Source organism: Achromobacter sp. Marseille-Q4962, from assembly GCF_943737005.1.
In the GTDB taxonomy this organism is placed as follows: Bacteria; Pseudomonadota; Gammaproteobacteria; order Burkholderiales; family Burkholderiaceae_B; genus Achromobacter.
Genome location: NZ_CALSFU010000023.1, coordinates 1 through 23,721, shown reverse-complemented (window position 1 = coordinate 23,721; position 23,721 = coordinate 1). Strand labels below are relative to the sequence as shown.

The window sequence follows — 23,721 nt, the reverse complement described above, 5'->3', positions numbered from 1 at the left end:
CATACACGCATAACGAGGGCAAGGAGACAATCATGAACGAGCAACGCCGCGGCCTGTGCGCCGCCCTGGCCGCCACGGCCGCGCTGGCCGCCTGGGGCGGCCCCGCCCTGGCAGCCGACTGGCCCGGCCAGAAGCCGATCTCATATGTGGTGCCTTTCACCGTGGGCGGGTCCACCGACGTGGTGGGCCGCCTGCTGGCGCAGAAGCTGGGCGAGCGCCTGCACCAGAACGTCATCGTGGAGAACAAGCCGGGCGCCGCGGGCGGCATCGGCGCTGCCTATGTGGCCAAGGCGCCTGCCGACGGCTATACGCTCTTCGGCGGCACCATCAGCACGCACGCCATCAACGCCAGCCTGTATAAGAACCTGAAGTACGACCCGGTCAAGGACTTCGAGCCGGTGTCGCTCATCGCCTATCTGCCCAATGTGCTGCTGGTGGATCCCAACCTGGGCGTGAATTCGGTGGCCGATCTGATCGCGCTGCTCAAGCGCGATCCGTCCAAACGCACCTTCGCCTCGTCCGGCGCCGGCACCTCCACGCACCTGGCGGGAGAACTGTTTTCCAGCATGATCGGCGTGCCGCTCACGCACGTGCCGTACAAAGGCACGCCGCCGGCCATGGTGGACGTGTCGTCCGGCGCGGTGACCTTCATGTTCGACCAGATGACCGCCGCGCTGCCGCTGCTGCAGAACGGCAAGCTCAAGCTGCTCGCCGTCACCACCCGGAACCGCATCGCGCTCGCGCCCGATGTGCCCACCATGGCCGAAGCCGGCGTGCCCGGGTTCCAGATGGCGTCGTGGCAGGCGGTCTACGCGCCCAGGGGCACGCCCAAGCCCATCCTGGACCGCCTGGCGCGCGAAATCGCCGCCATCGTCAAGGAGCCCGAGGTGCAGGAAAAACTCGGCAAGACCATGGGCATGGAACTCGTGGGCAGCACGCCCGAGGAACTGCGCGACCTCATGGCCGCCGAGATCCCGCGCTGGGCCGAGGTGGTGCGCAAATCGGGCGCTTCGGTCGATTGAGGCGCAGGGGGCCGCGCGCCCGCGTCCTCAGTTGATCTTGATGTTGCGTTCCTTGACCAGCACCTTCCACTGCGCCGTCTCGCGGGCGAGGTGGTCGCGCAGTTCTTCGGGAGAGCCGCCGATGGGCTCGGCGCCGATGGAGTCCAGGGTGTTTTTCACCTTGGGGTCGGCCAGGGCCTTGCGCATGGCGGCGTTGAGCCGGGCCACGACTTCGGGCGGGGTGCCGGCCGGCGCGAAAGCGGCGAACCAGGGCATCAGTTCGTAGCCGGGCACGCCGGCCTCGGCCACGGTGGGCACGCCGGGCAGGGCCGCCGATCGCTTGCTCGTGGTCACCGCCAGGGCGCGCAGCTTGCCCGCCTCGATGTGCGGCTTGGCCGAAGTGATGCTGTCGAACATATAGTCCACCTGGCCGCCCAGCAGGTCGGCCATGGCCGGACCGCTGCCCTTGTACGGCACGTGGAGCATGTCCACCTTGGCCATGGAAACGAAGAGCTCGCCCGCCAGGTGGATGGAGGTGCCCACGCCGGCCGAGGCGAAGGTGTAGTGGTTGGGCTGGGCGCGCGCCTTTTCGATGACCTCGGCCACGCTCTTGACGTCGTTGCGCGCCGGATTGGCGACCAGCACGTTGGGCACCACGGCCAGCAGCGAGATGGGCGCGAAATCCTTGATCGGATCATAGTTGAGGTCTTTGTACAGCGCCGGGTTCACCGCCATGCCGTTGGCCGCGATGAGGAGGGTGTAGCCATCGGGCTTTGCGCGGGCGACGGCCGAAGAGCCGATATTGCCGCCCGCGCCGGCGCGGTTTTCCACGATGAACGAGGTGTTGAGCTCCTTGCCCATGGCTTCGCCCAGGGTGCGGGCGATGCTGTCCATCGCGCCGCCGGGCGGGAAGGGCACGATCCATTTCACGGGATGGTCGGGATAGGCGCCGGCCTGGGCATGGGCGCCGGCCGCGCCGGCCAGAAGCGCCGCGCCGAGGCTGGCGCGGACGAGCCGGGCGAGGGTGCGTTGCAGATTCATGTCGTCTCCTGAGTGTGTGTCCGTCCCGGGCGCGTCGCGCTTTCCCGCCCGGGGCCGGCGGGCCTGGCCGGTGCGGGCGCAATTGATACTTTTTGCGGCCGGAATGCGAATGCGGGCGAGTATCCCTTGAGATTTATCGCAATGTCCAAGACTATATGGGTTGCGATTCATACCTTTAAGGTATTCATCTTATGGAACTCAGGCATTTGCGTTATTTCCAGGCGGTCGCGGAGGAGGGCAGCTTCACGCGCGCGGCCGAGCGGCTGCATATCGCCCAGCCGCCGCTAAGCCGCCAGATCCGCCAGCTCGAAGAAGAATTGGGGGTGGCGCTGCTGGAGCGCAGCACGCGCGCGCTGCGGCTGACCGAGGCCGGACGCTTCCTGCTGGAGCAGTCGCGGCTGCTCACCGCCCGGCTGGACGAGGTGGTGGAAAGCACGCGCCGGCTGGGGCGGCGCGAGCGGCGCTGGTTCGGCATCGGTTTCGTGCCGTCCACGCTCTACGGTTTCGTGCCCGAGCTGATCCGGCGGCTACGGGGCGCGGACCCCCTGGTGGACGTGGGCTTGTCGGAAATGACCACGTTGCCGCAACTGGAGGCGCTGAAGGCCGGGCGCATCGACCTGGGCTTCGGCCGCATCCTGTTCGACGACCCGGCGGTGGAGCGCCGGGTGCTGCTCACGGAACCGCTGATGGCGGCGGTGCCGCTGGGCCATGCGCTGGCCGGGCAGGCCGGCGTAACGGTCGAGCGGCTGGCGCGCGAACCGCTGGTGCTGTATCCGGCGCGGCCCCGACCCAATTTCTCTGACCACGTGCTGGGGCTGTTCCGCGCGGCGGGCCATGCGCCGCAGGTGGTGCAGGAAGCCAACGAGCTGCAGACCGCCATCGGCCTGGTGGCGGCAGGGCTGGGGGTGGCGGTGGTGCCGGCCTCGGTGCAGCGCCTGCAGCGGCAGGACGTGGCCCACGTGCGCATCGAGGCGGAATCCTTCGTGTCGCCGGTCATCGTCAGCTACCGCAAGGACGATACCTCGCCGTTCCTGCGCCAGGCCCTGCTGCTGGCGCAGGAACTGGCGGCCCGCCCGTAGCGGCGGGGGCGGGCCGGCCGCGCGCGGTCAGCGCAGCAGGGCCGCGTGGTCGGCCAGCGCCTTGTCGGCGCACTGCGCATCCAGGTGCCCCCCCGGCGCGCCGGCCACGCCGATGGCGCCGATCACCTTGTCGCCGGCCTTCACGGGCACGCCGCCGCCCAGCAGCAGATAGCCGGGAATGTCGGTCAGGTTCGCCGCGCCGGGGTTCTTCTGCGCGTTTTCCATCATGGCCAGCGTGGGGGCCTTGGCCGAGGCCGAGGTGTAGGCCTTGGCGCGGCTGGCCTCGATGGTGTGGGGGCCGGCGTTGTCGTCGCGTAAGAAAGCCTTGAGCAGGCCCGCGCGGTCCACCACCGAGGCGCTCACGCTGTAGCCTTGCGCGCGGCAGGCGGCCACCGCGGCGGCGGCGAGTTTCTGCGCGTCGGCCGTGGCGAGGTTGCTTTCGTTGAGCACGGCGGCGTGGGCGCCCGCGCAGGCGAGGGCGGAGACGAAAACGGCAAGGGTGCGGATCATGGCGTTGTGTCCTTCTTGGGAAAATCGGGGAAAGGACAGTGTCTCCAAATCCGCGCGCCGGCGGTATGCGGCCGGCTACGGTGCCGCCTCCGTAGCGCTACGGAGGCGGCTTAGTCGAGCAGGGCGGCATACTGGCGGATGAGCTGCGCCAGGGTGTCGGCCTCGAGCTTTTCGAAGACGTGGGCGCGGTAGGTTTCGACCGTGCGCGGCGAAAGGGCGTAGAGGCGGGCGATTTCCTTGTTGCTCATGCCCTGCGCCACGCATTGCAGCACCTCGCGCTCGCGGCCGGACAGGCGCGCCAGGCGGTCGCGCGCGGCCTGGGTCGCGGCCAGCCTGCCGCGGCTGGCGATGTGCGTGCGCACCGCGGCCTGCACGGCGTCCAGGAACGCGTCGTCGTCCACCGGCTTCTGCAGGAACTCCATGGCGCCGCCCTTGAAGGCGCGGCGGCACAGGTCCACGCTGGCGTGGCCGGTGAGCATGAGCACGGGCAGGTCGCTGGCCTCGGCCAGGCGGGCCAGCACGTCCAGGCCGCCGGCCCCGGGCATGCGTATGTCCAGCACCACGCAGCCGATGGCCTGGGGAGCCAGCTCTTGCAGGAACCGCAGCGGATCGCCGTAGCCCGCGCTGCGCAGCCCCACGCTGCGCAGCAGCAGGGCCAGGCCGTCGCGCACGGCGTCGTCGTCGTCCACCAGGTACACCAGGGGGTCTTGCGAGACAGCGGCCCGGTTCATGGCGCGGCTCCGGCCAGCGGCAGGCGCAGCGTGAAGCAAGCGCCCCCGCCTTGCAGGTTGCGTGCCTCCAGCCGGCCGTCCATGGAGCCGGCCAGCGTTTCGCACAGCGTGAGGCCCAGCCCCATGCCCTGGGCGCGCGTCGTGTAGAAGGGGTCGAAGATGCGCGGCAGCGCATCGGGCGCGATGCCGGGGCCGGTGTCCGAGACGCTGAAGGCGTAGGCCGCGTCCTGCGCTTCTCCCTGCAACGCGATCTGGCGCGCGCCGGGCGCGCCGGCCAGGGCGTCGGCGGCATTCTGCACCAGGTTGTGCAGAATCTGCTCCAGCGCCACCGGATCGCCGAGCGGGCGCGCGCCGGGACTGGCATTGCGCCAGGAAAGCCGTATGCCCCGGGCCTGCAGATCGGCCTCGCGCAGAAAGCGCAGCGAGGCGGCCAGGGCGTCGGGGTCCACCGCCGCGCGCCGCGCCGGCCCGCTGGGTTTGACCAGCGCGCGCAGCCGGCTGATGATGCCGGCCGCCCGGCGCGCCTGTTCGGCGCTGGCGGCCAGGGCCTGGCGTACCGCGGGACGCTCGTCTTCGTCGTCGAGCAGGCGCGCGGCGGCCCGCGTGTGCGCGAGGATGGCGGTGAGCGGCTGGTTCAGCTCGTGCGCCAGCCCCGCCGTCATCTCGCCCAGCGTGCCCAGCCGCGCCAGGGCCGCGAGCCGCGCCTCTTCCTGGCGGCGGCGGGTATCGGCGCGGTTGCGGCGCCAGGCGTGCAGACCTGCCGCCAGCAGCGCGCTGGCCAGCGCCCACGCGCCCCACGCGCCCCATGGCGCGTCGGCGGCCGTGAGGGTGCGCGCGCTGCGCAGGCGGAAGGGCTGGCTGGCCGCGCCCAGCGTCTTGTCGAATTCCATGGCGATGCCGCGGACCTCGCCGGGCTGGCGGTCCAGCAGCCGCAGCGGGGCCGCGCCTATCGACAGGTCGAGGTTGCGCAGCCCGGGCGGCAGGTCGGCGGGCGCGACCAGGCCGCGGGCGTCGACGAGCAGGCTCCAGCCCGATGGCGCCACCAGCCAGTAGCGCGCTTCGTCCAGGGCCAGGGCAGCGGGCCTGCCGGCTGCGCGCGCCCGCCCGAGCGCGGCCGCGAGGCCGGGCGGTTCGGCGCGGCTGCCGGTCCAGGCGCCGTCGCGCAACTGCCCGATGCCGCGCAATTGCGGCATGGCGGGCTGCAGGCTGGGGTAAAGGCGCTCGGGCGCGGGCGGGTGCGACAGCGCCGACAGCGTGGCGAGCACGGCCTCATGCTGCACGGCTTTCTGGCTCAGCATGCGTTGCGCGATGCTGGTGTCCTGCAGGAAGCGGTCGAGGGCATCGGCGTAGGCGCGCCAGCCGGTCCAGGCCGCGCCCAGGCCGAAGATCAGCAGCCATGGCAGGACCGCGCGTGGCAAGGAATGGAATTTCACAATGGGGATTATGCCCGCCCGGGCGCGCGCGGCGGCATCCGTAGCCCTACGGAGGCCGCCGGGGCGGGTGCGCATCAGGCCGCAGACTGCTCGCGCAGCTCCCACAACACGTCCAGCACGTGGCGCGTGGCGGGTTCCAGCCCTCGGGTTCGATGGGCGATGCCGAGCGGACGCCACAGCGGCGGGCGCAGCGGACGCATGGCGATGCGGGCCTCGGGCGGCGGGGCGCTGGCTTCGTGCGGCAGCAGCGCCGCGCCGTAGCCCGCCGCTACCAGGCTCTTGATAGCGTCGTTGTAATTCAGCTCGATGCGGGGCCGAGGCGCCAGGCCCGCCGCCGCGAACCACTCCGCGGTCTGGCGCGACAGCCGGGTGCTGGCGTCGTTGAGGATGAGCGGCTGGCCGGCCAGCCAGTGCGGGGTGACGCGGGCGGGCGCGCGCCACGCGGCCGGCAGGAACGCCATGACGGGATCGCGCCGCCATGGCCGGATGTCCAGCCCGCCGGTCGCCGGCTGGGGCAGGGCCACCAGGCCGATGTCCAGCGTGCCTTCCGCCAGGCGGCGCAGGCTTTCCTGCGAGGTCAGCACCGCCGCCTGCACGTCGATGCCCGGATGCCGGCGGCCCAGCGCCTCCAGCGCTTGCGGCAGCAGGTGCGCCAGCGCGCCGGTGGACGCCCCCAGGCGCACGCGCCCGGCCAGGCCCCGCACCTGGCGCTCTACGTCTTCGAGCGCCTGCTCGGCGTCGGCCAGCAGCCGGCGCGCGCGTTCCAGCAGCGTCTGCCCGATGGGCGTGGGGCGCACCTGGCCGCGCCGCCGCGTCAGCAGGGGCGCGCCCACGCGGGCTTCGAGGTCGCTGACGTGCAGGCTGACCGTGGGCGGCGCCAGGTGCAGCGCGCGCGCGGCCTCGGCGAAAGATCCCAGGTCGGCCACGGCGACCAGGGTGCGCAGGCGGTCCAGGCTGATTTCCCTCATGTCTTCCCCGATCGTTTCGCCATGAAGCCTCGCCGCGGGCGCGCCTTGCCCGCCCGGCCGTCGCGAGGTTCAGAAAAACTGAATGAAAGAATCATGATATTCAACTTTGCTGGCGCTTGCGCCGGGCGCATCATGGCGCAACCCACACACCATCCACGGAGGACGCCGCATCATGGCGCAAGCATTGGTATTCATCGACGGCGACCAGGGCACGACCGGCCTGCAGATCCACGAACGCCTGCGCGGCCGCGACGATCTGCGCCTGCTGACGCTGCCCGAGTCCGGGCGCAAGGATCCGGCGCGCCGCGCCGAGGCCATCAACAGTTGCGATATCGCCATCCTGTGCCTGCCGGACGGGCCGGCGCGCCAGGCGGCGGCCTCCATCGTCAACCCGGCGGTCAGCGTGATCGACGCCAGCTCGGCCCATCGCACGCACCCGGACTGGGTGTACGGGTTTCCGGAAATGGAGGAAGAGCAGGCCGGACGCATTGCCCGCGCGCGGCGCGTGAGCAACCCGGGCTGCTACCCCACCGGGGCCGTTGCGCTGTTGCGGCCGCTGGTCGACGCGGGCCTGGTGCCTTCCGACTGCCCCCTGGCCATCCACGCCGTGTCGGGCTATTCGGGCGGCGGCCGCGCGGCGGTGCAGGCTTATGAGGGGCCCGACGCCGGCGAAGCGCCCGACTTCCAGGTCTACGGGCTGGGGCTGGCCCACAAGCACACCCCGGAGATCGAACGCCATGCGCGCCTGTCGCAGCGGCCGGTCTTCCTGCCGTCGTACGGCGCGTTCCGGCAGGGCATCGTGCTGACGATCGCGCTGCAGGCCCGCCTGCTGCCCGCCGGCGTGAACGGCGCGCGGCTGCGCGACTGCCTGGCGTCCCGCTACGCGGGCTCGCGCTCCGTGCGGGTGGCGGACGAGGCGGAAACCGCGGCGCTGGAGCGCCTGGACCCGCAGTCCGAAAACGGCACCAATAACCTGCGCCTGGCGGTGCACGCCAACGAGGCCGCCGGCCAGTTCCTGCTGTCGGCCGTGTTCGACAACCTGGGCAAGGGCGCCTCGGGCGCGGCCGTGCAGAACCTGGACCTGATGCTGGCCGCCAGGGCGTAGCGCGCCCGGCCGGCGCGGCTCAGTCCGGGTCGGCCAGCGTCTCCACCACGCGGTCGCGCAGCCAGGCCAGGCCGGGGTCGCGCTCGAAGCGCGGATGCCAGTGCACCGTCACGCACAGGGGCGGCAGCGCGACGGGCAGGGGGCGGATCTCGAAGCCGCCGCCCTGGTTGAACCATTCGGCGGCCCGCAGCGGCAGCGTGACGGTGAGGTCGGTGCGCCGCACGATCTCGGCCGCGGCCGAAAAGTGCGGCAGGGTGAGGTAGGGCTCGCGCGGCAGGCCGGCCTCCGGCCAGCACGTCGTCGAGCAGCCGGTGCGCGCTGGCGCGCGACGCCACGCGGATGTGGTCCAGCTTGCGGTACTGGGCGCGGGTCAGGCCGTGCGCCAGCACCGGGTGGCCTTGCCGCCCCATGCAGGCATAGCGCTCGGAAAAAAGACCGGCGTGCCGCGTCTGGCTGCCCAGGCCGGCCAGGTTGCCGATGGCCAGGTCCACCTCGCCCTCGTTGAGCGCTTGCGCCAGGCGCTCCAGCGGCACCTCCAGCACCTCGACCTGGATGCGCGGCGCGAGCGCGTGCAGGCGGGCCATGAGCGCGGGCAGGAACACCATCTCGCCGATGTCCGACATCGAGAGCCGGAACCGCCGCGCGCTGGCGGCCGGATCGAAGCGCGCCCGCAGGTTCACGGCTTCCTCGAAACTGTGCAGGCCCCGTTCGATGGGGCCGGCGAGCGCGAAAGCCACGGGCGTGGGCTGCATGCCCGCCGGCGTGCGCATGAACAGCGGGTCGTCGAACTGTTCGCGCAGCCGCGCCAGCGCATAGCTCACCGCGGGCTGGGTCAGGTGCAGGCGGGCCGCGGCGCGGGTGACGCTGCGCTCCTGCATCACGCTCAGGAAAACCCGCATGAGATTGAGATCGAACATGGCGCGCGCCCCTCAAATCAGTGCCGTTTATAAGAAAAATAATACCTATAAATTTGACACATAAATAGTTGATTCCTAGACTGATTTTCAGGCGCTGCCCGCCTCGGGCGGGCAGCGCGCCGACACAAGGGGAAGATCGGTCCATGCAGCCTTTGACATTGCCGTCGTTGTTGCAGGAGCAGGGCGGGCGCCACGGCGCGCGCCGCTGGCTGGAAGCGCCGGGAGGCGCGCTCGATTTCGCCGGCGCGCCGGCGCACGCCGCGCGCTGGGCGGCGCTGCTGGCCCAGGCCGGGGTGGCGCGGGGCGACCGCGTCGGCATCATGGCGGGCAACGGCATGCCGTTCCTGTCGCTGGTGCTGGGCTGCGGCTGGTTGGGCGCGGTGGCCGTGCCCATCAACACCGCCTCGCGCGGACTGCAGCTGCGCCACATCCTGGCCAACAGCGGCTGCGAGCTGCTGGCGGCCGACGCCGGCAGCCTGGAGGCGCTGGCCGGCCTGGATCCGTCCGGCCTGGCCCTGCGACGCATCTGGCTGCTGGACGGCGAGCCCGGCGCGCGGCGTGTCGCGGGCTGCGACGTCGAGCCGCTGCCGCCCGTGCCGCCCGCCGGCGCGCCGGCGGCCGACCTGTCGCCCGGGGACACGCTGGCGGTGCTCTACACCTCGGGCACCTCCGGGCCGTCCAAGGGCGTGTGCTGCCCGCACGCGCAGTTCTACTGGTGGGGCGTGCTGGCGGCGCGCAACCTGGAAATCGGCGCGGACGACGTGCTCTACACCAGCCTGCCGCTGTTTCACACCAATGCGCTCAACGCCTGTTTCCAGGCCCTGGTGACGGGCGCGTCGCTGGTGTGCGATGCGCGCTTTTCGGTCAGCCGCTATTTCGAGCGACTGGCGGCCACGCGGGCGACCGTGACCTATCTGCTGGGCGCCATGGTGCCCATGCTGCTGTCGCGCGAACCGGGGCCGGCCGAGCGGGCGCACCGCACACGCATCGCGCTGGCGCCCGGGGTGCCCGAACGGTTCCACGGCGCTTTCCGCGATCGCACGGGCATTGCGCTGCTGGAAGGCTACGGTTCCACCGAAACCAATTTCGCGCTGGGCGGCACGCTGGCCGGCCAGCGCCCCGGCTTCATGGGCCGCGCGGCGCCCGAGTTCGATGCTTGCGTGGCCGACGAGCACGACCGTCCCGTGCCCGATGGCGTGCCGGGCGAGCTGCTGCTGCGGGCCCGGGCTCCCTTCGCCATCGCGACCGGCTATTTCGGTATGCCGGAGCAGACCGTGCAGGCGTGGCGCAACCTCTGGTTCCACACCGGCGACCGCGTGGTGCGCGACGCCGAGGGCTATTTCCGCTTTCTGGACCGCATGAAAGACGCCATCCGGCGGCGCGGCGAGAACATCTCTTCGTACGAAGTGGAGCAGGCGCTGCTTGCGCATCCGGCGGTGGCGGCGGCGGCCGTGTATGCGGTGCGCTCGGAACTGGCCGAAGACGAGGTCATGGCCGCCCTGGTGTGCAGGCCGGGCTGCCGCGTGAGCCCGGAGGCGCTGCTCGATTTCTGCCAGCCGCGCATGCCGTATTTCGCCGTGCCGCGCTATCTGCGGTTTCTGGACGATCTGCCGCGCACCGAGAACGGCAAGGTGCGCAAGGCGAGTTTGCGCGAAGAGGGAATCACCGGCGACGCCTGGGACAGGGACGCCGCCGGCTACCAGGTGGCGCGCCTCCGGGCGCGCAGCGCCTGACCGGGCCGCGCGGGCGTCGCGGCGCATACACACAATCAAGGGGCGGCAATGACAATGGCATACGAGGGCGCGGCGGCCACGGCCGCGGGCCAGGCGCAGCGGCGCAGGACGCGGCGGGTGGTGATGGCGTCCATCGCCGGCAACGCGATGGAATGGTACGACTTCTTCATCTACGGCACGGCCGCCGCGCTGGTGTTCGGCGAGCTGTTCTTTCCCAAGGGCACGGATCCGCTGCTGGGCACCATGGGCGCTTTCGCGGGCTTTGCCGTGGGCTTTCTGGCCCGGCCGCTGGGCGGGGTGGTGTTCGGCCACATCGGCGACCGCCGCGGCCGCAAGATCGCGCTCGAATGGACGCTGGGCATCATGGGAGCCTCCACCTTCCTGATCGGCCTGCTTCCGACCTACGCGCAGGCCGGATTCTGGGCCCCGGCGGCCATGGTGCTGCTGCGCATCCTGCAAGGGGCGGCCGCGGGCGGCGAATGGGGCGGCGGCGTGCTGCTCATCAGCGAAGCCGTGGAGGGCAGGCGGCGCGGGTTCTTTTCATCGTTCAGCCAGCTCGGCGTGGCCGGGGGCTTCGTGCTGTCTTCCGCCGTCTTCATGCTGGCGCAGCAACTGCCGCGCGACGCCTTCATGAGCTGGGGCTGGCGCCTGCCGTTCCTGCTGAGCGTGTTCATCTTCGGCATCGGCCTCTATATCCGCCGCCACATTCCGGAAAGCGAGGCGTTCGTCCAGGCGCGCAAGACGGCGCGCCGCGGCATGCCGGCGGTGGAAGTGTTCCGCCGCTATCCGCGCGAGGTGTTCACGGCCATGGGGCTGCGCGTGGCCGAGAACGGCGGCTCATACATTTTCCTGGCCTTCGCCCTGGCTTACGGCAAATTCCTGGGCATCTCCAGCGATCTCATGCTGGGCGGCGTGCTGCTGTCCATGTTCGTGGAGCTGGGCACGCTGGTCTGGTTCGGGCACCTGTCCGACCGCATCGGGCGGCGCGCGGTGTACCTGCTGGGCTCGGCCGGGCTGATGGCGGCGGCGTTTCCGTTCTTCTGGATGGTGGAGACGCGCGAGCCGTTCTGGATCTTCGCCGCGTTCCTGCTGGGCAACACGGTCTGCCATGCCGCCATGATCGGCACCCAGCCCTCGTATTTCGCCGAACTCTTCCCGCCCGAAGTGCGCTACACCGGCCTGGCGCTGGGCCACGAGCTGGCGTCGGTGTTCGCGGGCGGGCTTTCGCCGCTGATCGCCATGGCGCTGCTGCGCAAATACGAAAGCGCCACGCCGGTGGCGTGGTTCCTGGTGGGCCTGGCCGCGATTACGGTAATCACGCTGCTGCTCACGCGCGAGCCGGCGCGGCGGGACCGGGCGTGAGCAGGCCGGGCCGTTTCCCGGGCGTGCCCCGGCATGGCCGGCGCGAGGGCCGCGCCTCGGGCGGCGCCCCCGGGCCCGGCATCGTGGCCGTGGGCGAGACGCCCTTCATGCGCCGGCCGCCGCCAGACTGCGACACGGCGGGCCTGATCGCGCGGGCCATGCGCCAGGCGCTGGAGGAGGCCGGCATCGCGCCGGCCGAGGTCGACGGCCTGGGCCTGGCGTCGTTCACGCTGCGGCCCGACCGCGCCATTGACCTGGCGTGGCGGCTGGGGCTGCGGCTGAACTGGTGCATGCAGGACGAGATGGGAGGCGCCAGCGCCATTAACCTGCTCAGGCAGGCGTGGCTCGCGCTGCAGGCGGGCCAGGCGCGCGTCATCGTGCTGGTGGCGGGCGATCATTTCACCCGGAACGATTTCGCCGGTCTGGTGCGCGACTACAACCGCAGCGCCCGCGACTACCTCAGTCCGCTGGGCTGCGCGGGGCCCAATCCGCTTTTCGCCATGCTCACGCAGCGGCAGATGGCGGCCGCGGGGCTGCGCCGCGAAGACTACGGCGCGCTGTGCGTGGCCCAGCGCGCCTGGGCCGCGCACAACCCCAACGCCGCCTACCGCGCGCCGCTGAGTCTCGCGGAATACCTGGCCGCGCCCATGGTGGCCGACCCCCTGGGCCGGCTGGACTGCGTGCCGGTGGCGAGCGGCGCGTGCGCGCTGGTGCTGGCCGCGCGCGCCGACGGCGTGCGCGTGCGGCTGGCGGCAAGCGGCGCGCGCTACAACGCCGACCAGCAGGAGGGAGACGGGCTGTCGACCGGCATTGCGGACTTCGCCGCGCGGCTGTGGCGGGAAGCGGGCCTGGGCCCGGAAGCGGTGGAGGTGGCCGGCGTCTACGACGACTATCCCGCCATGGTGCTTGCCCAGCTAGCCGATCTCGGCCTGGCGCCGCGCGACGGCCTGGCGGACTTCGTCGCCCGTCATATCGCCACCCGCCGCCTGCCGGTCAATACCGGCGGCGGCCAGCTGTCGGCCGGGCAGCCGGGCACGGCGGGCGGCATGCACATCCTGGCGGAAGTGGCGCGGCAGCTACTGGGCCGGGCGGGCGCGCGCCAGGTGCCGCGCGCCCGCGTGGGCGTCGCCACCGGTTACGGCATGGTGCAGACGCGCTACGGCATGTGCGCCAACGCGGCCGTGCTGCTGAAGGAGGGAGCATGAGCATGGACCCGGGCGCCGCGCGGGCGGCGGAAATCGGCGGCGCGGGCTTTGCCGTCTGGGAATGCCGGGCTTGCGGGCACCGCGTGTATCCGCGGCGCCTGTGGTGCCCGGCCTGCGGCGGCCGGCAAGCGCGCCCGGCGTCGGTGGACGAGGCCGAGGTGCTGGCCTGCACCCGCGTACCGGGCCCGGAGGGAGACACCGTGCTGGCCACGTTGCGGGCGCTGCCGCGCGGGCCGCAGCTCGTGGCCCGCGTGGCGGGGCCGCCCGTCCGCGCCGGGCAGCGGGTGCGGCTGCGCGGCGCGGCCGACGCGCAAGGCCGCGTCCTGCCCTGGACCGGTCCGCCGCCGGCGGCCTGAATACGTCCGCCGGGCCGCGGGCGGGGGCGCGCGCGGGACGCGCCGCGCAAGAAGGCTAAAATACCCGCCTCGCGGCCCGCCGAGCCTGTCGGCGTATTTCCTGCGCGCGCAAAGCGCCCCCTGAAAATGATGAAAAAACTCAAAGCCGTTCTCCTGATTACCGCTACCGCCATGCTCACCGCCTGCGGCAAGGGCGACGAGGCTCCCAAGCCCAGCGCCCAGGCGCCGGCCGTGGCCCGGAAAGTGGTGGTGGGCCTGGACGACAACTTCCCGCCCATGGGTTTCCGCGACGAACAGAACCAGATCGTGGGTTTCGACATCGACATGGCCAAGGAAGCCAGCAAGCGCCTGGGCATGGAAGTCGAGTTCAAGCCCATCGACTGGAGCGCGAAAGAGGCCGAGCTCAACGGCAAGCGCGTGGACGTGCTCTGGAACGGCCTGACCATCACCGAGGAGCGCAAGAAGAACATCAGCTTCACCGCGCCCTACATGGCCAACCACCAGATCGTCATCGTGGGCGCCGCCTCGCCCATCAAGACCAAGGCCGACCTGGCCGGCAAGGTGGTGGGCGCGCAGGACGGCAGCAGCGCCGTCGACGCCATCGCCAAGGATGCCGTCGTAGCCGCCAGCCTGAAGGAAGTGAAGAAATTCGGCGACAACGTCACCGCCCTGATGGACCTGGCCGCCGGCCGGCTGGACGCCATCGTGGTGGACGAGGTGGTGGGCCGCTACCTGATCAGCAAGCGCGCGGGCGAATACCGCGTGCTGGACGAGAACTTCGGCACGGAAGACTACGGCGTGGGCGTGCGCAAGGACGACACGGCGCTGCTGGAGGCGCTGAACAAGACGCTGGACGCCATGAAGCAGGACGGCACCGCCGGCCGCATCGCCACCCAGTGGTTCGGCGCCAATATCGTCAAGTAACGCGCCCGCGCCGGCCGTCCGCCGGCCGGGACTTTCCGCAGCCCGCCGCCGCGCCCGCCGCGCGCCGGCGGGCTTGCCCTTGAATCCTCCTCCGCATGGACTACGTACTCTCCCTTCTGGGGCCCATGGCGCAGGGCGCGAAAGTGACCCTGACGCTGTTCTTCATCACCCTGGCCCTGGCGGTTCCGCTGGGCCTGGTGCTGGCGCTGCTGCGGATCTCCAAGTGGCGCCTGGTGAGCCAGCTCGTCAACGGCTACATCTGGCTGATGCGCGGCACGCCCCTGATGCTGCAGATGCTGTTCATCTACTTCGCGCTGCCCTTCGTGCCGGTGGTCGGCGTGCGGCTGCCGGATTTTCCCGCGGCGGTCGTTGCCTTCGCGCTGAATTACGCGGCGTATTTCGCGGAGATCTTCCGGGCCGGCATCCAGTCGGTGGACCGGGGCCAGTACGAGGGCAGCAAGGTGCTGGGCATGAGCTACCTGCAGACCATGCGGCGCATCGTGCTGCCGCAAATGGTGCAGCGCGTGCTGCCGCCCATGAGCAACGAAACCATCACGCTGGTGAAGGATACCTCGCTCATCTACGTGCTCGCGCTCAACGACATCCTGCGCACCGCGCGCGGCATCGTGCAGCGCGATTTCACCACGTCGCCGTTCCTGGTGGCGGCGGTGTTCTATCTCTTCATGACGCTGATCCTGACCTGGCTCTTCCAGCGTATGGAAAAACACTATGCCAAATACGACGAATAAGGCGGAGCCGGCGGGGCGTCCGGTCATGATCGCCGCGCGCGACATCGTCAAGTCCTTCGGCGCCAACCGCGTGCTGGACCGGGTGTCGCTCACGCTGGGCAAGGGCGAGGTGGTGGCGGTCATCGGCCCCTCGGGCTCGGGCAAGAGCACCTTCCTGCGCTGCCTGAACCACCTGGAAACCATCGACGAGGGCGGCATCGAGATCGAGGGCGAAACCCTGGCCGCTCCCGGGCCCGATGGGCGCAGCCATTACGCGAACGACGCCGAGGTGCGGCGCATCTGCCGCAAGATGGGCATGGTGTTCCAGTCGTTCAACCTGTTTCCCCACATGACGGTGCTGCAGAACGTCATCGAGGCGCCCATCACCGTCAAGCGCATGCGGCGCGACGCCATCGTGCCCCAGGCTGAGGAGCTGCTGCGCAAGGTGGGGCTCTTCAGCAAGCGCGACAACTATCCCGGCAGGCTGTCCGGCGGGCAGAAGCAGCGCGTGGCCATCGCACGGGCGTTGGCCATGGAGCCCGACATCATGCTGTTCGACGAGCCCACCTCGGCGCTCGACCCCGAGCTTACCGGCGAAGTGCTGCGCACCATGCGCCAGCTCGCCGAAGAACACATGACCATGCTGGTGGTCACGCACGAAATGGGCTTCGCGCGCGAAGCCGCGCACCGGGTGGTGTTCATGGACCAGGGCCGCATCGTGGAAGAGGCGGCCGCCGCGGAATTCTTCCGCGCGCCCCGCGCGCCCCGCACGCGCGAATTCCTGGCCCACATGCTGTAGCCGGGCATCGGCCGGATTTCATGAAAGTTTGACGGCCGGCTTCCGATAATCGCCGGGCCCCGTGCCGGGGCCTGTTTCGATTCCGGAGTCCGCCGTCCATGAGCCGTTTTCCCGCCGTTCCTGTTTTCCCGCCCGCGCGCCGGAGCCGGGCATGACCAGCGCCGCACTGCGCCGCGACGCGCCCGCCGCCTCCTCGCCCGCCTGGCCTGCCTGGCGCGTGCTTGCCGCGTTCGCGGCGTGGCTGGCATGCCTGGCCTGGGCCCGGGCGCTCGCGCTGCCGGACGAAGGGCGCTACGCCGGCGTGGCCTGGGAAATGCTGCGCGCGGACTCGCCGCTGGTGCCGCTGCTGGATGGCATGCCGTACTTCCACAAACCGCCCCTGTATTACTGGCTGGCGCAGCTTTCGTATGCGGTCTTCGGGCTGCACGCCTGGAGCGCGCGGCTGCCGTCGCTGCTGGCCGCATGGTGCGCCGGCGCCGGGCTCTACGCCTTCGTGCGCCGCTACCGCGACCCGCGCCAGGCGCGCCTGAGCGTGCTGGCGCTGGGATTGATGCCGCTCTACTACGGCGCGGCCCAATTCGCCAACCTGGACATGCTGGTGGCCGCGCTCATTTCGCTCGCCGTGCTGGCGGCCGCCGATACCGCGCTGCGCCGCTCGCAGGGACGCCCGTACCGCGCCATGTCGCTGGCGGCGGCGGCCCTGGCCGCGCTGGCGGTGCTGGCCAAGGGGCTGATCGGCGTGGCGCTGCCCGGCGCCATCGTGCTGGGCTGGCTGTGCCTGCGGCGCGACGGGGCGGGAATGCGGGCCTTGCTGTGGTGGCCCGCGCTGGCGCTCTTCGCCGTGCTGGCCGTGCCCTGGTTCTGGTTCATGCAGGTCCGCTATCCGGATTTTTTCCACTATTTCTTCGTCTACCAGCAATTGCAGCGGTTCTCGCAGGGCGGCTTCAACAACGCGCAGCCATTCTGGTTCTACCTGCCCGTGCTGGCCGGGCTGTGCCTGCCCTGGTCGGCCTGGGCGCTGGCCTGGTTCCGGCGGGCGTTCTGGCGCGAGGCCGATCCGCAGGGGCTGCGCCGCCTGGCCCTCATCTGGATGGCGGTGGTGGTGGCGTTTTTCTCCATGCCGCAGTCCAAGCTCATCGGCTACGTGCTGCCCGCGCTGCCGGCGGCGGCGCTGCTGCTGGGGGAGGTCATCGCGCCGCGCTGGGCCGCCGGATCGCGCCGGCCCGTGCGCCTGGCCGCCGCGGGTGCGTCGGCCCTGTGCGCGGCCGCCATCGCGATCGCCGCCGCGCAGCCGCGCCACAGCGCCAGCGCCGCGGCCCGGGCGCTGCGCGGCGAAATGCAAGGCGGCGACGTCATCGTCACGCTGCACGCCTATCCCTTCGACCTCGGCTTTTACACCCGCAGCGCCAACGCGCCCTGGGTCGTGGACGACTGGTCCGACCCGGACATCGCGCGCCGCGACAATTGGCGCAAAGAGCTGAAAGACGCCGCCGGCTTCGACCCGGCCATGGGCGCGCGCAACCTGGTTTCCGAGGCGCAATGGCGCGAGCGCCTGTGCGCGGCGCCCGATGGCGCGCGCTTCTGGGTCTGGGGCGTGCCCGAAGACGCGCGGCGCTACCCGGCGCTGGCGGGCCTGGCCCCCGTCTACGCCCAAGGCAGGCGCGCCGTGTGGCGCCTGGAGGCGGACGCCGCGCTGCGGCAACGCCTGTGCGGGGGGTAATTCCGGCCAGCCCGGGGTGTGGGCAGGCGCGCGCCAAAAAGAAAACCGGCTGCCCCGAAAGACAGCCGGTTTCTCTTGCGCCGGCGCTGTCCGCGCGAGGCGGACAGCCGGGGCAGGGGGTCAGCCGATGGAGGCCAGGGCCTGGTTCAGCGTGGGGCTCGGGCGCATGGCCTTGCTGGCGAGCGCCTCGTTGGGGCGGTAGTAGCCGCCGATATCCTGCGGCTTGCCCTGGGCGGCCTTGAGCTCGTCGAGGATGCGGGTTTCGTTCTCGGAGAGCGCGGTCGCAACCGGGGCGAAGAGGGCGGCCAGTTCGCGGTCTTCGGTCTGGGCGGCCAGGGCCTGGGCCCAGTACATTGCCAGGTAGAAGTGGCTGCCGCGGTTGTCCAGCCCGCCCACCTTGCGCTCCGGCGACTTGTTCTCGTCCAGGAACTTGGAAGTGGCCTGGTCCAGCGTCCTGGCCAGCACTTCGGCGCGACCGTTCTTGCAGGTCTTGCCGAGGTGGTCCAGCGATTCGGCCAGGGCCATGAACTCGCCCAGCGAATCCCAGCGCAGGAAGCCTTCTTCGAGGAATTGCTGCACGTGCTTGGGCGCCGAGCCGCCCGCGCCGGTTTCGAAGAGCTGGCCGCCGGCCATCAGCGGCACGATGGACAGCATCTTGGCGCTGGTGCCCAGTTCCATGATGGGGAACAGGTCGGTCAGGTAGTCGCGCAGCACGTTGCCGGTGACGGAAATGGTGTCCTGGCCGGCGCGGATGCGCTTGACCGAGAACTTGGTGGCCTCGACCGGATCCAGGATGCGCAGGTCCAGGCCGCTGGTGTCGTGGTCCTTGAGGTAGCGCTTGACCTTGGCGATGACCTGGGCGTCGTGGGCGCGGTTTTCGTCGAGCCAGAACACGGCCGGGGTCTTGGTGGCGCGGGCGCGGGTCACGGCCAGCTTCACCCAGTCCTGGATGGCGGCGTCCTTGGTCTGGCACATGCGCCAGAGGTCGCCGGCCTGCACGGCATGCTCGAGCAGCACCTTGCCGGCGGCGTCGGTGACGCGCACCGTGCCGTCGGACGGGATGACGAAGGTCTTGTTATGCGAGCCGTATTCCTCGGCGGCCTGGGCCATCAGGCCCACGTTGGGCACGCTGCCCATGGTGACAGGGTCGTAGGCGCCGTTGCGCTTGCAGTCTTCGATGACGGCCTGGTAGACGCCGGCATAGCAGCGGTCGGGAATCACGGCCTTGGCGTCCTGCAGCTCGCCCTGGGCGTTCCACATCTTGCCCGAGTCGCGGATCATGGCGGGCATGGAGGCGTCGACGATGACGTCGCTGGGCACGTGCAGGTTGGTGATGCCGCGGTCGGAATTCACCATGGCCAGCGCCGGCTGCGTCTTGTAGAGCGCGTCGATGTCGGCGGTGATGGCGGCCTGCTGTTCGGCCGGCAGCGACGAGATCTTGGCGTACAGGTCGCCGATGCCGTTGTTGGGATCGAAGCCCGCCTGCGCGAGGGCGTCGGCGTGCTTGGCCAGCGCGTCCTTGTAGAACACCGAAACCACATGGCCGAAGATAACGGGGTCGGACACCTTCATCATGGTGGCCTTCAGGTGCACCGAGAACAGCACGCCCTGGGCGCGCGCGTCGTCGATCTGGGCCTGCAGGAACTGCTTCAGTTGGGCGGCCGACATCACGGCGGCGTCGATGATCTCGCCGGCCTTGACGGGGGTTTTTTCCTTGAGCACGGTGACGGCGCCGTCGGCGGCGACCAGCTCGATCTTGACGTCGCCGGCTTCTTCGATGAGGGTGGATTTTTCCGTGCCGTAGAAGTCGCCGCTATCCATGTGGGCCACGTGGGCCTTGGAGTCGGCCGTCCACTTGCCCATCTTGTGCGGGTGCTTGCGGGCGTAGTTCTTGACCGACAGCGGGGCGCGGCGGTCGGAGTTGCCTTCGCGCAGCACGGGGTTCACGGCGCTGCCCTTGACCTTGTCGTAGCGCGCCTTGATGTCGCGCTCGGTGTCGTTGGCGGGGGCGTCCGGGTAGTCGGGCACCTTGTAGCCCTGTTCCTGCAGTTCCTTGATCGCGGCCTTGAGCTGCGGCATGGAGGCGCTGATGTTGGGCAGCTTGATGATGTTGGCTTCCGGCTTCAGGCACAGGGCGCCCAGCTCGGCCAGGGCGTCGCCCTGCTTCTGCTGTTCGTCGAGGTAGTCGGGGAAGACGGCGAGGATACGGCCTGCCAGCGAGATGTCGCGGGTTTCCACCGTGATGCCGGCGGATTTGGCGAAGGTCTGGACGATGGGCAGCAGAGAACGGGTCGCCAGCGCCGGAGCTTCGTCGGTAAAGGTATAGATAATCTTCGGAGTAAGAGACATGATCCTTGAATCCGCCCGGCCGGCGCGGGGCGCGCGCCCGGACATGCTATGCGGCATAGGCCGTAGATGTTGTCGAAGAGTGGTTGTCGTTCTTTTCGGCGGGCGCCTGCGCGGCATGGCCGCGCGCGGACGCGTTCGCTTGGCCGCCCGGCGCCTGGGCGCATGAAGAAGGCGGCAAAGCGGACGCGCCCATGCTTGCAACGGAAAGCGCCTGCTCGACATGGCGCCGCCCGCCCGTTATTGGCCGCGCGAGGCGCGTCCCCCGGAAAGGTGCGGTGCCATGAGCCAAACATTGTAATACCGCGCCTCGTCCAGCGGGAGGAGCCGCGGCCTCCGGATGGCCGTCCGGCGCGCCGGACTGGCCGACAAAACCAGGGACATATTATCAATCGGGCTCGCCGCCGCCGAGCTGGTGATACTTGCGCCCGATGTCCATGGTGGCGCGATAGAACCCCTGCTTGCTGCCGCAGTCGTAGCGCACCCCTTCGTATTCGTAGCCGTACACGCGGCGCTCGCGCATCAGGACGGCGATGGCGTCGGTGAGCTGGATTTCGCCTCCCTTGCCGGGCTCGGTGCGCTCCAGCATCCGGAAGATCGCCGGGTCCAGCACGTAGCGGCCCACCACGGCCATGTCCGAGGGCGCGTGTTCGGGATCGGGCTTCTCCACGATCTGCTCCACGCGCAGCACGCCGCGGCTGGCCGGGCGGCCCGCCACGATGCCGTACTGGCCGGTGTGCGCGGGCCGCACGCGCTGTATGGCCAGCACGCTGCCGCCGAATTCGCGCGCCAGCTTGGCCATTTCTCCTATCACGGGACGCGGCGCGTCGATGAGGTCGTCGGCCAGCAGCACGGCGAAAGACTCGTCGCCCACGATGCTGGCCGCGCACAGCACCGCGTGCCCCAGGCCCAGCGCGGCATGCTGGCGGGTGTACACGCAGTTCACGTGAGCGGGGATGACATTGCGCACGGTTTCCAGCAGCGCCGTCTTGTTCCGGGACTCCAGCTCCTGTTCCAGCTCGGGCACCCGGTCGAAATGGTCTTCGATCGCGCGCTTGTTGCGGCCCGTAACGAAGACCAGTTCCGTCATCCCTGCCGCCACGGCTTCCTCCACCGCGTACTGGATGAGGGGCTTGTCCACGATGGGCAGCATTTCCTTGGGCATGGCCTTGGTGGCCGGCAGAAAGCGGGTGCCCAGCCCCGCGACGGGAAAAACGGCTTTGCGTATGGGATGCATGGCTCTGTTCCTCGGAGACGGCCGGCGCCGGAAAAGTCCGCCCCCGGCTGGGCGGCACATGCCGCCAGGAGCAATTGGCGTGCCGGCCGGCGCGCCGGCCGCGATTTGATTACCATGTGCTCTTTCTTTCGGAATGGAACGAGGCGGCATGCGGCAGACGGAGGCGGCGCGCGCAGCGGCGCGCGCGGAAGCGGGGCGCGATACGGACGGGACCGCGAACGCATCGCGCAGGCGCCTGCTGCTGGGCGCGGGCGCCCTGGGGCTGGCGGGCCTGGCGGGATGCGCCGCGCGCCCGGCCCGGCGGCCGCCCGGGCCGGGCGCCGGGCCGGCCATGCCGCCTTCCGGCGCGGGGCAGGGCGCGGTGGCCGCGGCGCCGGTGCCCGCGCTGCGCGCGGGCGCGCAGATCGCGATCGTCGCGCCGGCTTCGGCCGCGCCGGGCGCCGCCGACCGGGCCGCCATCTGGCTGGCCTCGCGCGGATTCGCCCCGGTCGTCATGCCGGCGGCGCGCACCCGCATGCCCGCGCCATTCGACTACCTGGCCGGACCCGACGCGGCGCGGCTGCAGGACCTGCACGCGGCGTTCTCCGACCCCGCCATCGGCGCGGTGTGGTGCCTGCAAGGCGGCTTCGGGTCCTGGCGCCTGCTGGACCAGGTCGATTACGGACTGTTGCGCGCGAATCCCAAGCCCTTTATCGGATACAGCGACATCACCGCGCTGCACCTGGCCATCCAGCGTCATGCGGGGTTCGTCACCTTCCACGGCCCGATGCCCGCGCAGGATGGCCTGGGCGATGCGCCCGATGCCGGCAGCGAGCCGGAACTCTGGGCCATGCTCGGCGGGCAGATGGGGCAGGGGAGCTGGATCGAGCCCCCGGCGGATTCGCCTCCGGTGGCGCTCGCGCCCGGCGTGGCCACCGGCCGGCTGGTGGGCGGCAACCTGGCCCTCATCGGCGCGCTGACGGGTTCGCGCCATGCGATCGATACGCGCGATGCCATTCTTTTCATCGAGGACGTGAACGAGGCCATTCCCCGCATCGACCGCCTGCTGTCGCAATTGCGGGCGGCGGGCAAGTTCGCGGGGCTCAAGGGCGTGCTGGCGGGGCGGTTCAGCCGGCTGCTCGGCCAGGGCTCGGACGACGAGTCGGCCCAGGCCGCGCTGTATCCGCTGTTGCAGGCGCATTTCCAACCCCTGGGCATTCCGGTGCTGGCCAACTGGCCCAGCGGCCACATCGAGCCCAACCTGACCCTGCCGCTGGGCGCGACCGTCACGCTGGACACCGCCAGGGCGGCGCTGCGGCTGGAACAGGCCGTGACGCTGGCCGGCGCGCCGGCCGGGGAAGGCGGCGGGGCCTGATCCGGCGCGCGTCGTCCCGGCGGCGCGGGGCCGTGCAACCGGGCTTTCCGCGCCGGGGGTTCCCGCTATTGCGGCCCCAGCTTCCCGATGAGGGCGGCCAGCCGGTCCGTTTCGTCCGGCGTGAGATCGGTGAGGGGCGCGCGCACCGGCCCTGCGTCGTGGCCCACGAGCCGGGCCCCGGCCTTGACGATGCTGACGGCATAGCCGGGCACACGGTTGCGGATTTCCAGGTACGGCAGGAAAAAGTCGTCCAGCAGGCGGTTCACCGTGGCGCTGTCGTCCGCCGCGACCGCGCGGTAGAACGTCATGGCCGTGCGCGGCACGAAATTGAACACGGCCGACGAATACACCGGCACGCCCAGCGCCTTGTAGGCCGAGGCATAGACTTCCGCCGTGGGCAGGCCGCCGAGATAGGCGAAACGGTCGCCCAGCTTGCGGCGGATGCGCACCATGGCCTCGATGTCGCCCACGCCGTCCTTGAACCCCACCAGGTTGGGGCAGCGCCCGGCCAGCGCGGCGAGCGTGTCCGCGCCCAGGCGCGACTGGGCGCGGTTATAGACGATGACGCCGATGTCCACGGCCTTGCATACCTGCTCCACATGGTTGGCGATGCCCTGCTGGGGCGCCTCGGTGAGATAGTGAGGCAGCAGCAGGACGCCCTGCGCGCCCTGGCGCTGGGCTTCCTGCGCATAGGCGATGGCGGTGCGGGTGGTGCCGCCCGCGCCGGCCAGGATGGGCACCTTGCCGGCGCAGCTCTGCACGGCCGTGCGGATGACCTCCGAATATTCCTGCGGCGCGAGCGAGAAGAATTCCCCCGTGCCGCCGGCGGCGAAGAGGGCGCTGGCGCCATAGGGAGCCAGCCATTCCAGCCGCTGCGCATAGCCGCGGGGGTCGAAATCGCCGTTGCGGTCGAAGTCGGTCACGGGAAAAGACAGCAGACCTTGGGAGATGATGGCTTTGAGATCCTGAGGGTGGGTCATGGGCTGGGTCCTGGGCAGGGGTGGTCGATGAAAACAGCTTGTCATCGTACAACATCGCACCGCAATAGCTCAATAAAACAGCATGTTCACGCCGAATCGTCCCAGCGTATTCCAATACGAATAGAATGTTGTACGACGACATTCGACGCTCCCATCCGTCAACGCCATCAGTGGGGCCGAACGGGGCGGCGG

Annotated in this window: 21 protein-coding genes and 1 pseudogene; 12 read left to right on the top strand and 10 right to left on the bottom strand. The window is 70.7% G+C overall.

Translation table 11 applies throughout. The features are described from left to right. Positions 1 to 32 precede the first annotated feature (32 nt). On the top strand, positions 33 to 1,022 hold the full coding sequence (locus NGJ44_RS18605) for a Bug family tripartite tricarboxylate transporter substrate binding protein (RefSeq protein WP_251864985.1): 990 nt from the start codon (positions 33 to 35) through the stop codon (positions 1,020 to 1,022). Positions 1,023 to 1,049: 27 nt separating this feature from the next. Here NGJ44_RS18605 and NGJ44_RS18600 read toward each other — a convergent pair whose 3' ends face one another. After that, a complete protein-coding gene (locus NGJ44_RS18600) occupies positions 1,050 to 2,042 on the bottom strand; it encodes a tripartite tricarboxylate transporter substrate binding protein (protein WP_251864983.1) in 993 nt (330 codons plus the stop codon). 191 nt (positions 2,043 to 2,233) lie between these two features. Here NGJ44_RS18600 and NGJ44_RS18595 point away from each other — a divergent pair, with 191 nt between their 5' ends. Beyond that, the gene (locus NGJ44_RS18595) at positions 2,234 to 3,121 is read left to right on the top strand and encodes a LysR family transcriptional regulator (protein ID WP_251864981.1); all 888 of its coding nucleotides are present in this window, start codon (positions 2,234 to 2,236) and stop codon (positions 3,119 to 3,121) included. A gap of 27 nt (positions 3,122 to 3,148) precedes the next feature. On the opposite strand, the gene NGJ44_RS18590 is transcribed toward NGJ44_RS18595, so the two are convergent. The 4 genes from NGJ44_RS18590 to NGJ44_RS18575 form a co-directional block, all read right to left on the bottom strand. Beyond that, positions 3,149 to 3,631: a GlcG/HbpS family heme-binding protein gene (locus NGJ44_RS18590; protein ID WP_251864979.1), complete on the bottom strand. Its 483-nt coding sequence runs from the start codon at positions 3,629 to 3,631 to the stop codon at positions 3,149 to 3,151. 110 nt (positions 3,632 to 3,741) lie between these two features. Next, entirely contained in the window at positions 3,742 to 4,362 is a 621-nt protein-coding gene (locus NGJ44_RS18585) for a response regulator transcription factor (RefSeq protein WP_251864977.1), read from the bottom strand. After that, positions 4,359 to 5,780 carry a sensor histidine kinase gene (locus tag NGJ44_RS18580; protein ID WP_251864975.1) on the bottom strand — a complete coding sequence of 474 codons (1,422 nt, stop codon included), beginning with the start codon at positions 5,778 to 5,780 and terminating at the stop codon, positions 4,359 to 4,361. Before NGJ44_RS18580 ends, NGJ44_RS18585 begins: the two co-directional genes overlap by 4 nt. An 89-nt stretch (positions 5,781 to 5,869) precedes the next feature. After that, positions 5,870 to 6,763: a LysR family transcriptional regulator gene (locus NGJ44_RS18575; RefSeq protein ID WP_251864974.1), complete on the bottom strand. Its 894-nt coding sequence runs from the start codon at positions 6,761 to 6,763 to the stop codon at positions 5,870 to 5,872. A gap of 172 nt (positions 6,764 to 6,935) precedes the next feature. Between NGJ44_RS18575 and argC the strand changes: the two genes are divergently transcribed. Beyond that, positions 6,936 to 7,868 carry an N-acetyl-gamma-glutamyl-phosphate reductase gene (gene argC / locus NGJ44_RS18570; RefSeq protein WP_251864973.1) on the top strand — a complete coding sequence of 311 codons (933 nt, stop codon included), beginning with the start codon at positions 6,936 to 6,938 and terminating at the stop codon, positions 7,866 to 7,868. Positions 7,869 to 7,887: 19 nt separating this feature from the next. Here the strand turns inward: argC and NGJ44_RS18565 are convergent, their stop codons facing one another. Then, on the bottom strand, positions 7,888 to 8,091 hold the full coding sequence (locus tag NGJ44_RS18565; protein WP_251865044.1) for a type 2 periplasmic-binding domain-containing protein: 204 nt from the start codon (positions 8,089 to 8,091) through the stop codon (positions 7,888 to 7,890). 121 nt (positions 8,092 to 8,212) lie between these two features. Continuing rightward, positions 8,213 to 8,746, bottom strand: a pseudogene (locus tag NGJ44_RS18560) (LysR family transcriptional regulator); the annotation flags it as partial. 182 nt (positions 8,747 to 8,928) lie between these two features. Here NGJ44_RS18560 and NGJ44_RS18555 point away from each other — a divergent pair. From NGJ44_RS18555 to NGJ44_RS18520, 8 genes are all read left to right on the top strand, one after another. After that, on the top strand, positions 8,929 to 10,518 hold the full coding sequence (locus NGJ44_RS18555) for an ATP-dependent acyl-CoA ligase (RefSeq protein ID WP_251864972.1): 1,590 nt from the start codon (positions 8,929 to 8,931) through the stop codon (positions 10,516 to 10,518). A 48-nt stretch (positions 10,519 to 10,566) separates the two neighbouring features. Beyond that, positions 10,567 to 11,880, top strand: a complete 1,314-nt coding sequence (locus NGJ44_RS18550) for an MFS transporter (RefSeq protein ID WP_251864971.1) — start codon at positions 10,567 to 10,569, stop codon at positions 11,878 to 11,880. 107 nt (positions 11,881 to 11,987) lie between these two features. Beyond that, complete coding sequence (locus NGJ44_RS18545) at positions 11,988 to 13,085, top strand: thiolase family protein (protein ID WP_502802147.1); 1,098 nt, start codon at positions 11,988 to 11,990, stop codon at positions 13,083 to 13,085. After that, positions 13,082 to 13,441 (top strand): zinc ribbon domain-containing protein, encoded by a 360-nt coding sequence (locus tag NGJ44_RS18540; protein ID WP_251864969.1) that lies wholly within the window; start codon positions 13,082 to 13,084, stop codon positions 13,439 to 13,441. The genes NGJ44_RS18545 and NGJ44_RS18540 overlap by 4 nt, the downstream gene beginning before the upstream one ends. A 129-nt stretch (positions 13,442 to 13,570) precedes the next feature. Further along, positions 13,571 to 14,365: an amino acid ABC transporter substrate-binding protein gene (locus NGJ44_RS18535; protein ID WP_251864968.1), complete on the top strand. Its 795-nt coding sequence runs from the start codon at positions 13,571 to 13,573 to the stop codon at positions 14,363 to 14,365. Between the two features lie 95 nt (positions 14,366 to 14,460). Beyond that, a complete protein-coding gene (locus tag NGJ44_RS18530; RefSeq protein WP_251864966.1) occupies positions 14,461 to 15,114 on the top strand; it encodes an amino acid ABC transporter permease in 654 nt (217 codons plus the stop codon). A 25-nt stretch (positions 15,115 to 15,139) separates the two neighbouring features. Next, a complete protein-coding gene (locus NGJ44_RS18525) occupies positions 15,140 to 15,892 on the top strand; it encodes an amino acid ABC transporter ATP-binding protein (protein ID WP_251865039.1) in 753 nt (250 codons plus the stop codon). A 151-nt stretch (positions 15,893 to 16,043) separates the two neighbouring features. After that, entirely contained in the window at positions 16,044 to 17,612 is a 1,569-nt protein-coding gene (locus NGJ44_RS18520; protein WP_251864964.1) for an ArnT family glycosyltransferase, read from the top strand. Between the two features lie 120 nt (positions 17,613 to 17,732). Here NGJ44_RS18520 and NGJ44_RS18515 read toward each other — a convergent pair whose 3' ends face one another. Both NGJ44_RS18515 and galU read right to left on the bottom strand, forming a co-directional pair. Then, positions 17,733 to 19,961: an NADP-dependent isocitrate dehydrogenase gene (locus tag NGJ44_RS18515; protein ID WP_053246799.1), complete on the bottom strand. Its 2,229-nt coding sequence runs from the start codon at positions 19,959 to 19,961 to the stop codon at positions 17,733 to 17,735. A gap of 385 nt (positions 19,962 to 20,346) precedes the next feature. Continuing rightward, on the bottom strand, positions 20,347 to 21,195 hold the full coding sequence (gene galU / locus NGJ44_RS18510) for a UTP--glucose-1-phosphate uridylyltransferase GalU (RefSeq protein WP_053246798.1): 849 nt from the start codon (positions 21,193 to 21,195) through the stop codon (positions 20,347 to 20,349). Positions 21,196 to 21,571: 376 nt separating this feature from the next. Between galU and NGJ44_RS18505 the strand changes: the two genes are divergently transcribed. After that, positions 21,572 to 22,549, top strand: a complete 978-nt coding sequence (locus tag NGJ44_RS18505) for a S66 peptidase family protein (protein WP_251865037.1) — start codon at positions 21,572 to 21,574, stop codon at positions 22,547 to 22,549. 65 nt (positions 22,550 to 22,614) lie between these two features. On the opposite strand, the gene kdgD is transcribed toward NGJ44_RS18505, so the two are convergent. After that, positions 22,615 to 23,529 (bottom strand): 5-dehydro-4-deoxyglucarate dehydratase, encoded by a 915-nt coding sequence (kdgD, locus tag NGJ44_RS18500; RefSeq protein ID WP_251864962.1) that lies wholly within the window; start codon positions 23,527 to 23,529, stop codon positions 22,615 to 22,617. Positions 23,530 to 23,721: the final 192 nt, after the last annotated feature.

Coding starts and splice junctions, on each gene's coding strand:
- NGJ44_RS18530 (WP_251864966.1), top strand. CDS start 14,461: ATGGACTACGTACTCTCCCTTCTGGGGCCCATGGCGCAGGGCGCGAAA.
- argC (WP_251864973.1), top strand. CDS start 6,936: ATGGCGCAAGCATTGGTATTCATCGACGGCGACCAGGGCACGACCGGC.
- NGJ44_RS18575 (WP_251864974.1), bottom strand. CDS start 6,763: ATGAGGGAAATCAGCCTGGACCGCCTGCGCACCCTGGTCGCCGTGGCC.
- NGJ44_RS18600 (WP_251864983.1), bottom strand. CDS start 2,042: ATGAATCTGCAACGCACCCTCGCCCGGCTCGTCCGCGCCAGCCTCGGC.
- NGJ44_RS18535 (WP_251864968.1), top strand. CDS start 13,571: ATGAAAAAACTCAAAGCCGTTCTCCTGATTACCGCTACCGCCATGCTC.
- NGJ44_RS18550 (WP_251864971.1), top strand. CDS start 10,567: ATGACAATGGCATACGAGGGCGCGGCGGCCACGGCCGCGGGCCAGGCG.
- NGJ44_RS18540 (WP_251864969.1), top strand. CDS start 13,082: ATGAGCATGGACCCGGGCGCCGCGCGGGCGGCGGAAATCGGCGGCGCG.
- NGJ44_RS18520 (WP_251864964.1), top strand. CDS start 16,044: ATGACCAGCGCCGCACTGCGCCGCGACGCGCCCGCCGCCTCCTCGCCC.
- NGJ44_RS18545 (WP_502802147.1), top strand. CDS start 11,988: ATGCGCCGGCCGCCGCCAGACTGCGACACGGCGGGCCTGATCGCGCGG.
- kdgD (WP_251864962.1), bottom strand. CDS start 23,529: ATGACCCACCCTCAGGATCTCAAAGCCATCATCTCCCAAGGTCTGCTG.
- NGJ44_RS18590 (WP_251864979.1), bottom strand. CDS start 3,631: ATGATCCGCACCCTTGCCGTTTTCGTCTCCGCCCTCGCCTGCGCGGGC.
- NGJ44_RS18585 (WP_251864977.1), bottom strand. CDS start 4,362: ATGAACCGGGCCGCTGTCTCGCAAGACCCCCTGGTGTACCTGGTGGAC.
- NGJ44_RS18605 (WP_251864985.1), top strand. CDS start 33: ATGAACGAGCAACGCCGCGGCCTGTGCGCCGCCCTGGCCGCCACGGCC.
- NGJ44_RS18595 (WP_251864981.1), top strand. CDS start 2,234: ATGGAACTCAGGCATTTGCGTTATTTCCAGGCGGTCGCGGAGGAGGGC.
- galU (WP_053246798.1), bottom strand. CDS start 21,195: ATGCATCCCATACGCAAAGCCGTTTTTCCCGTCGCGGGGCTGGGCACC.
- NGJ44_RS18515 (WP_053246799.1), bottom strand. CDS start 19,961: ATGTCTCTTACTCCGAAGATTATCTATACCTTTACCGACGAAGCTCCG.
- NGJ44_RS18525 (WP_251865039.1), top strand. CDS start 15,140: ATGATCGCCGCGCGCGACATCGTCAAGTCCTTCGGCGCCAACCGCGTG.
- NGJ44_RS18555 (WP_251864972.1), top strand. CDS start 8,929: ATGCAGCCTTTGACATTGCCGTCGTTGTTGCAGGAGCAGGGCGGGCGC.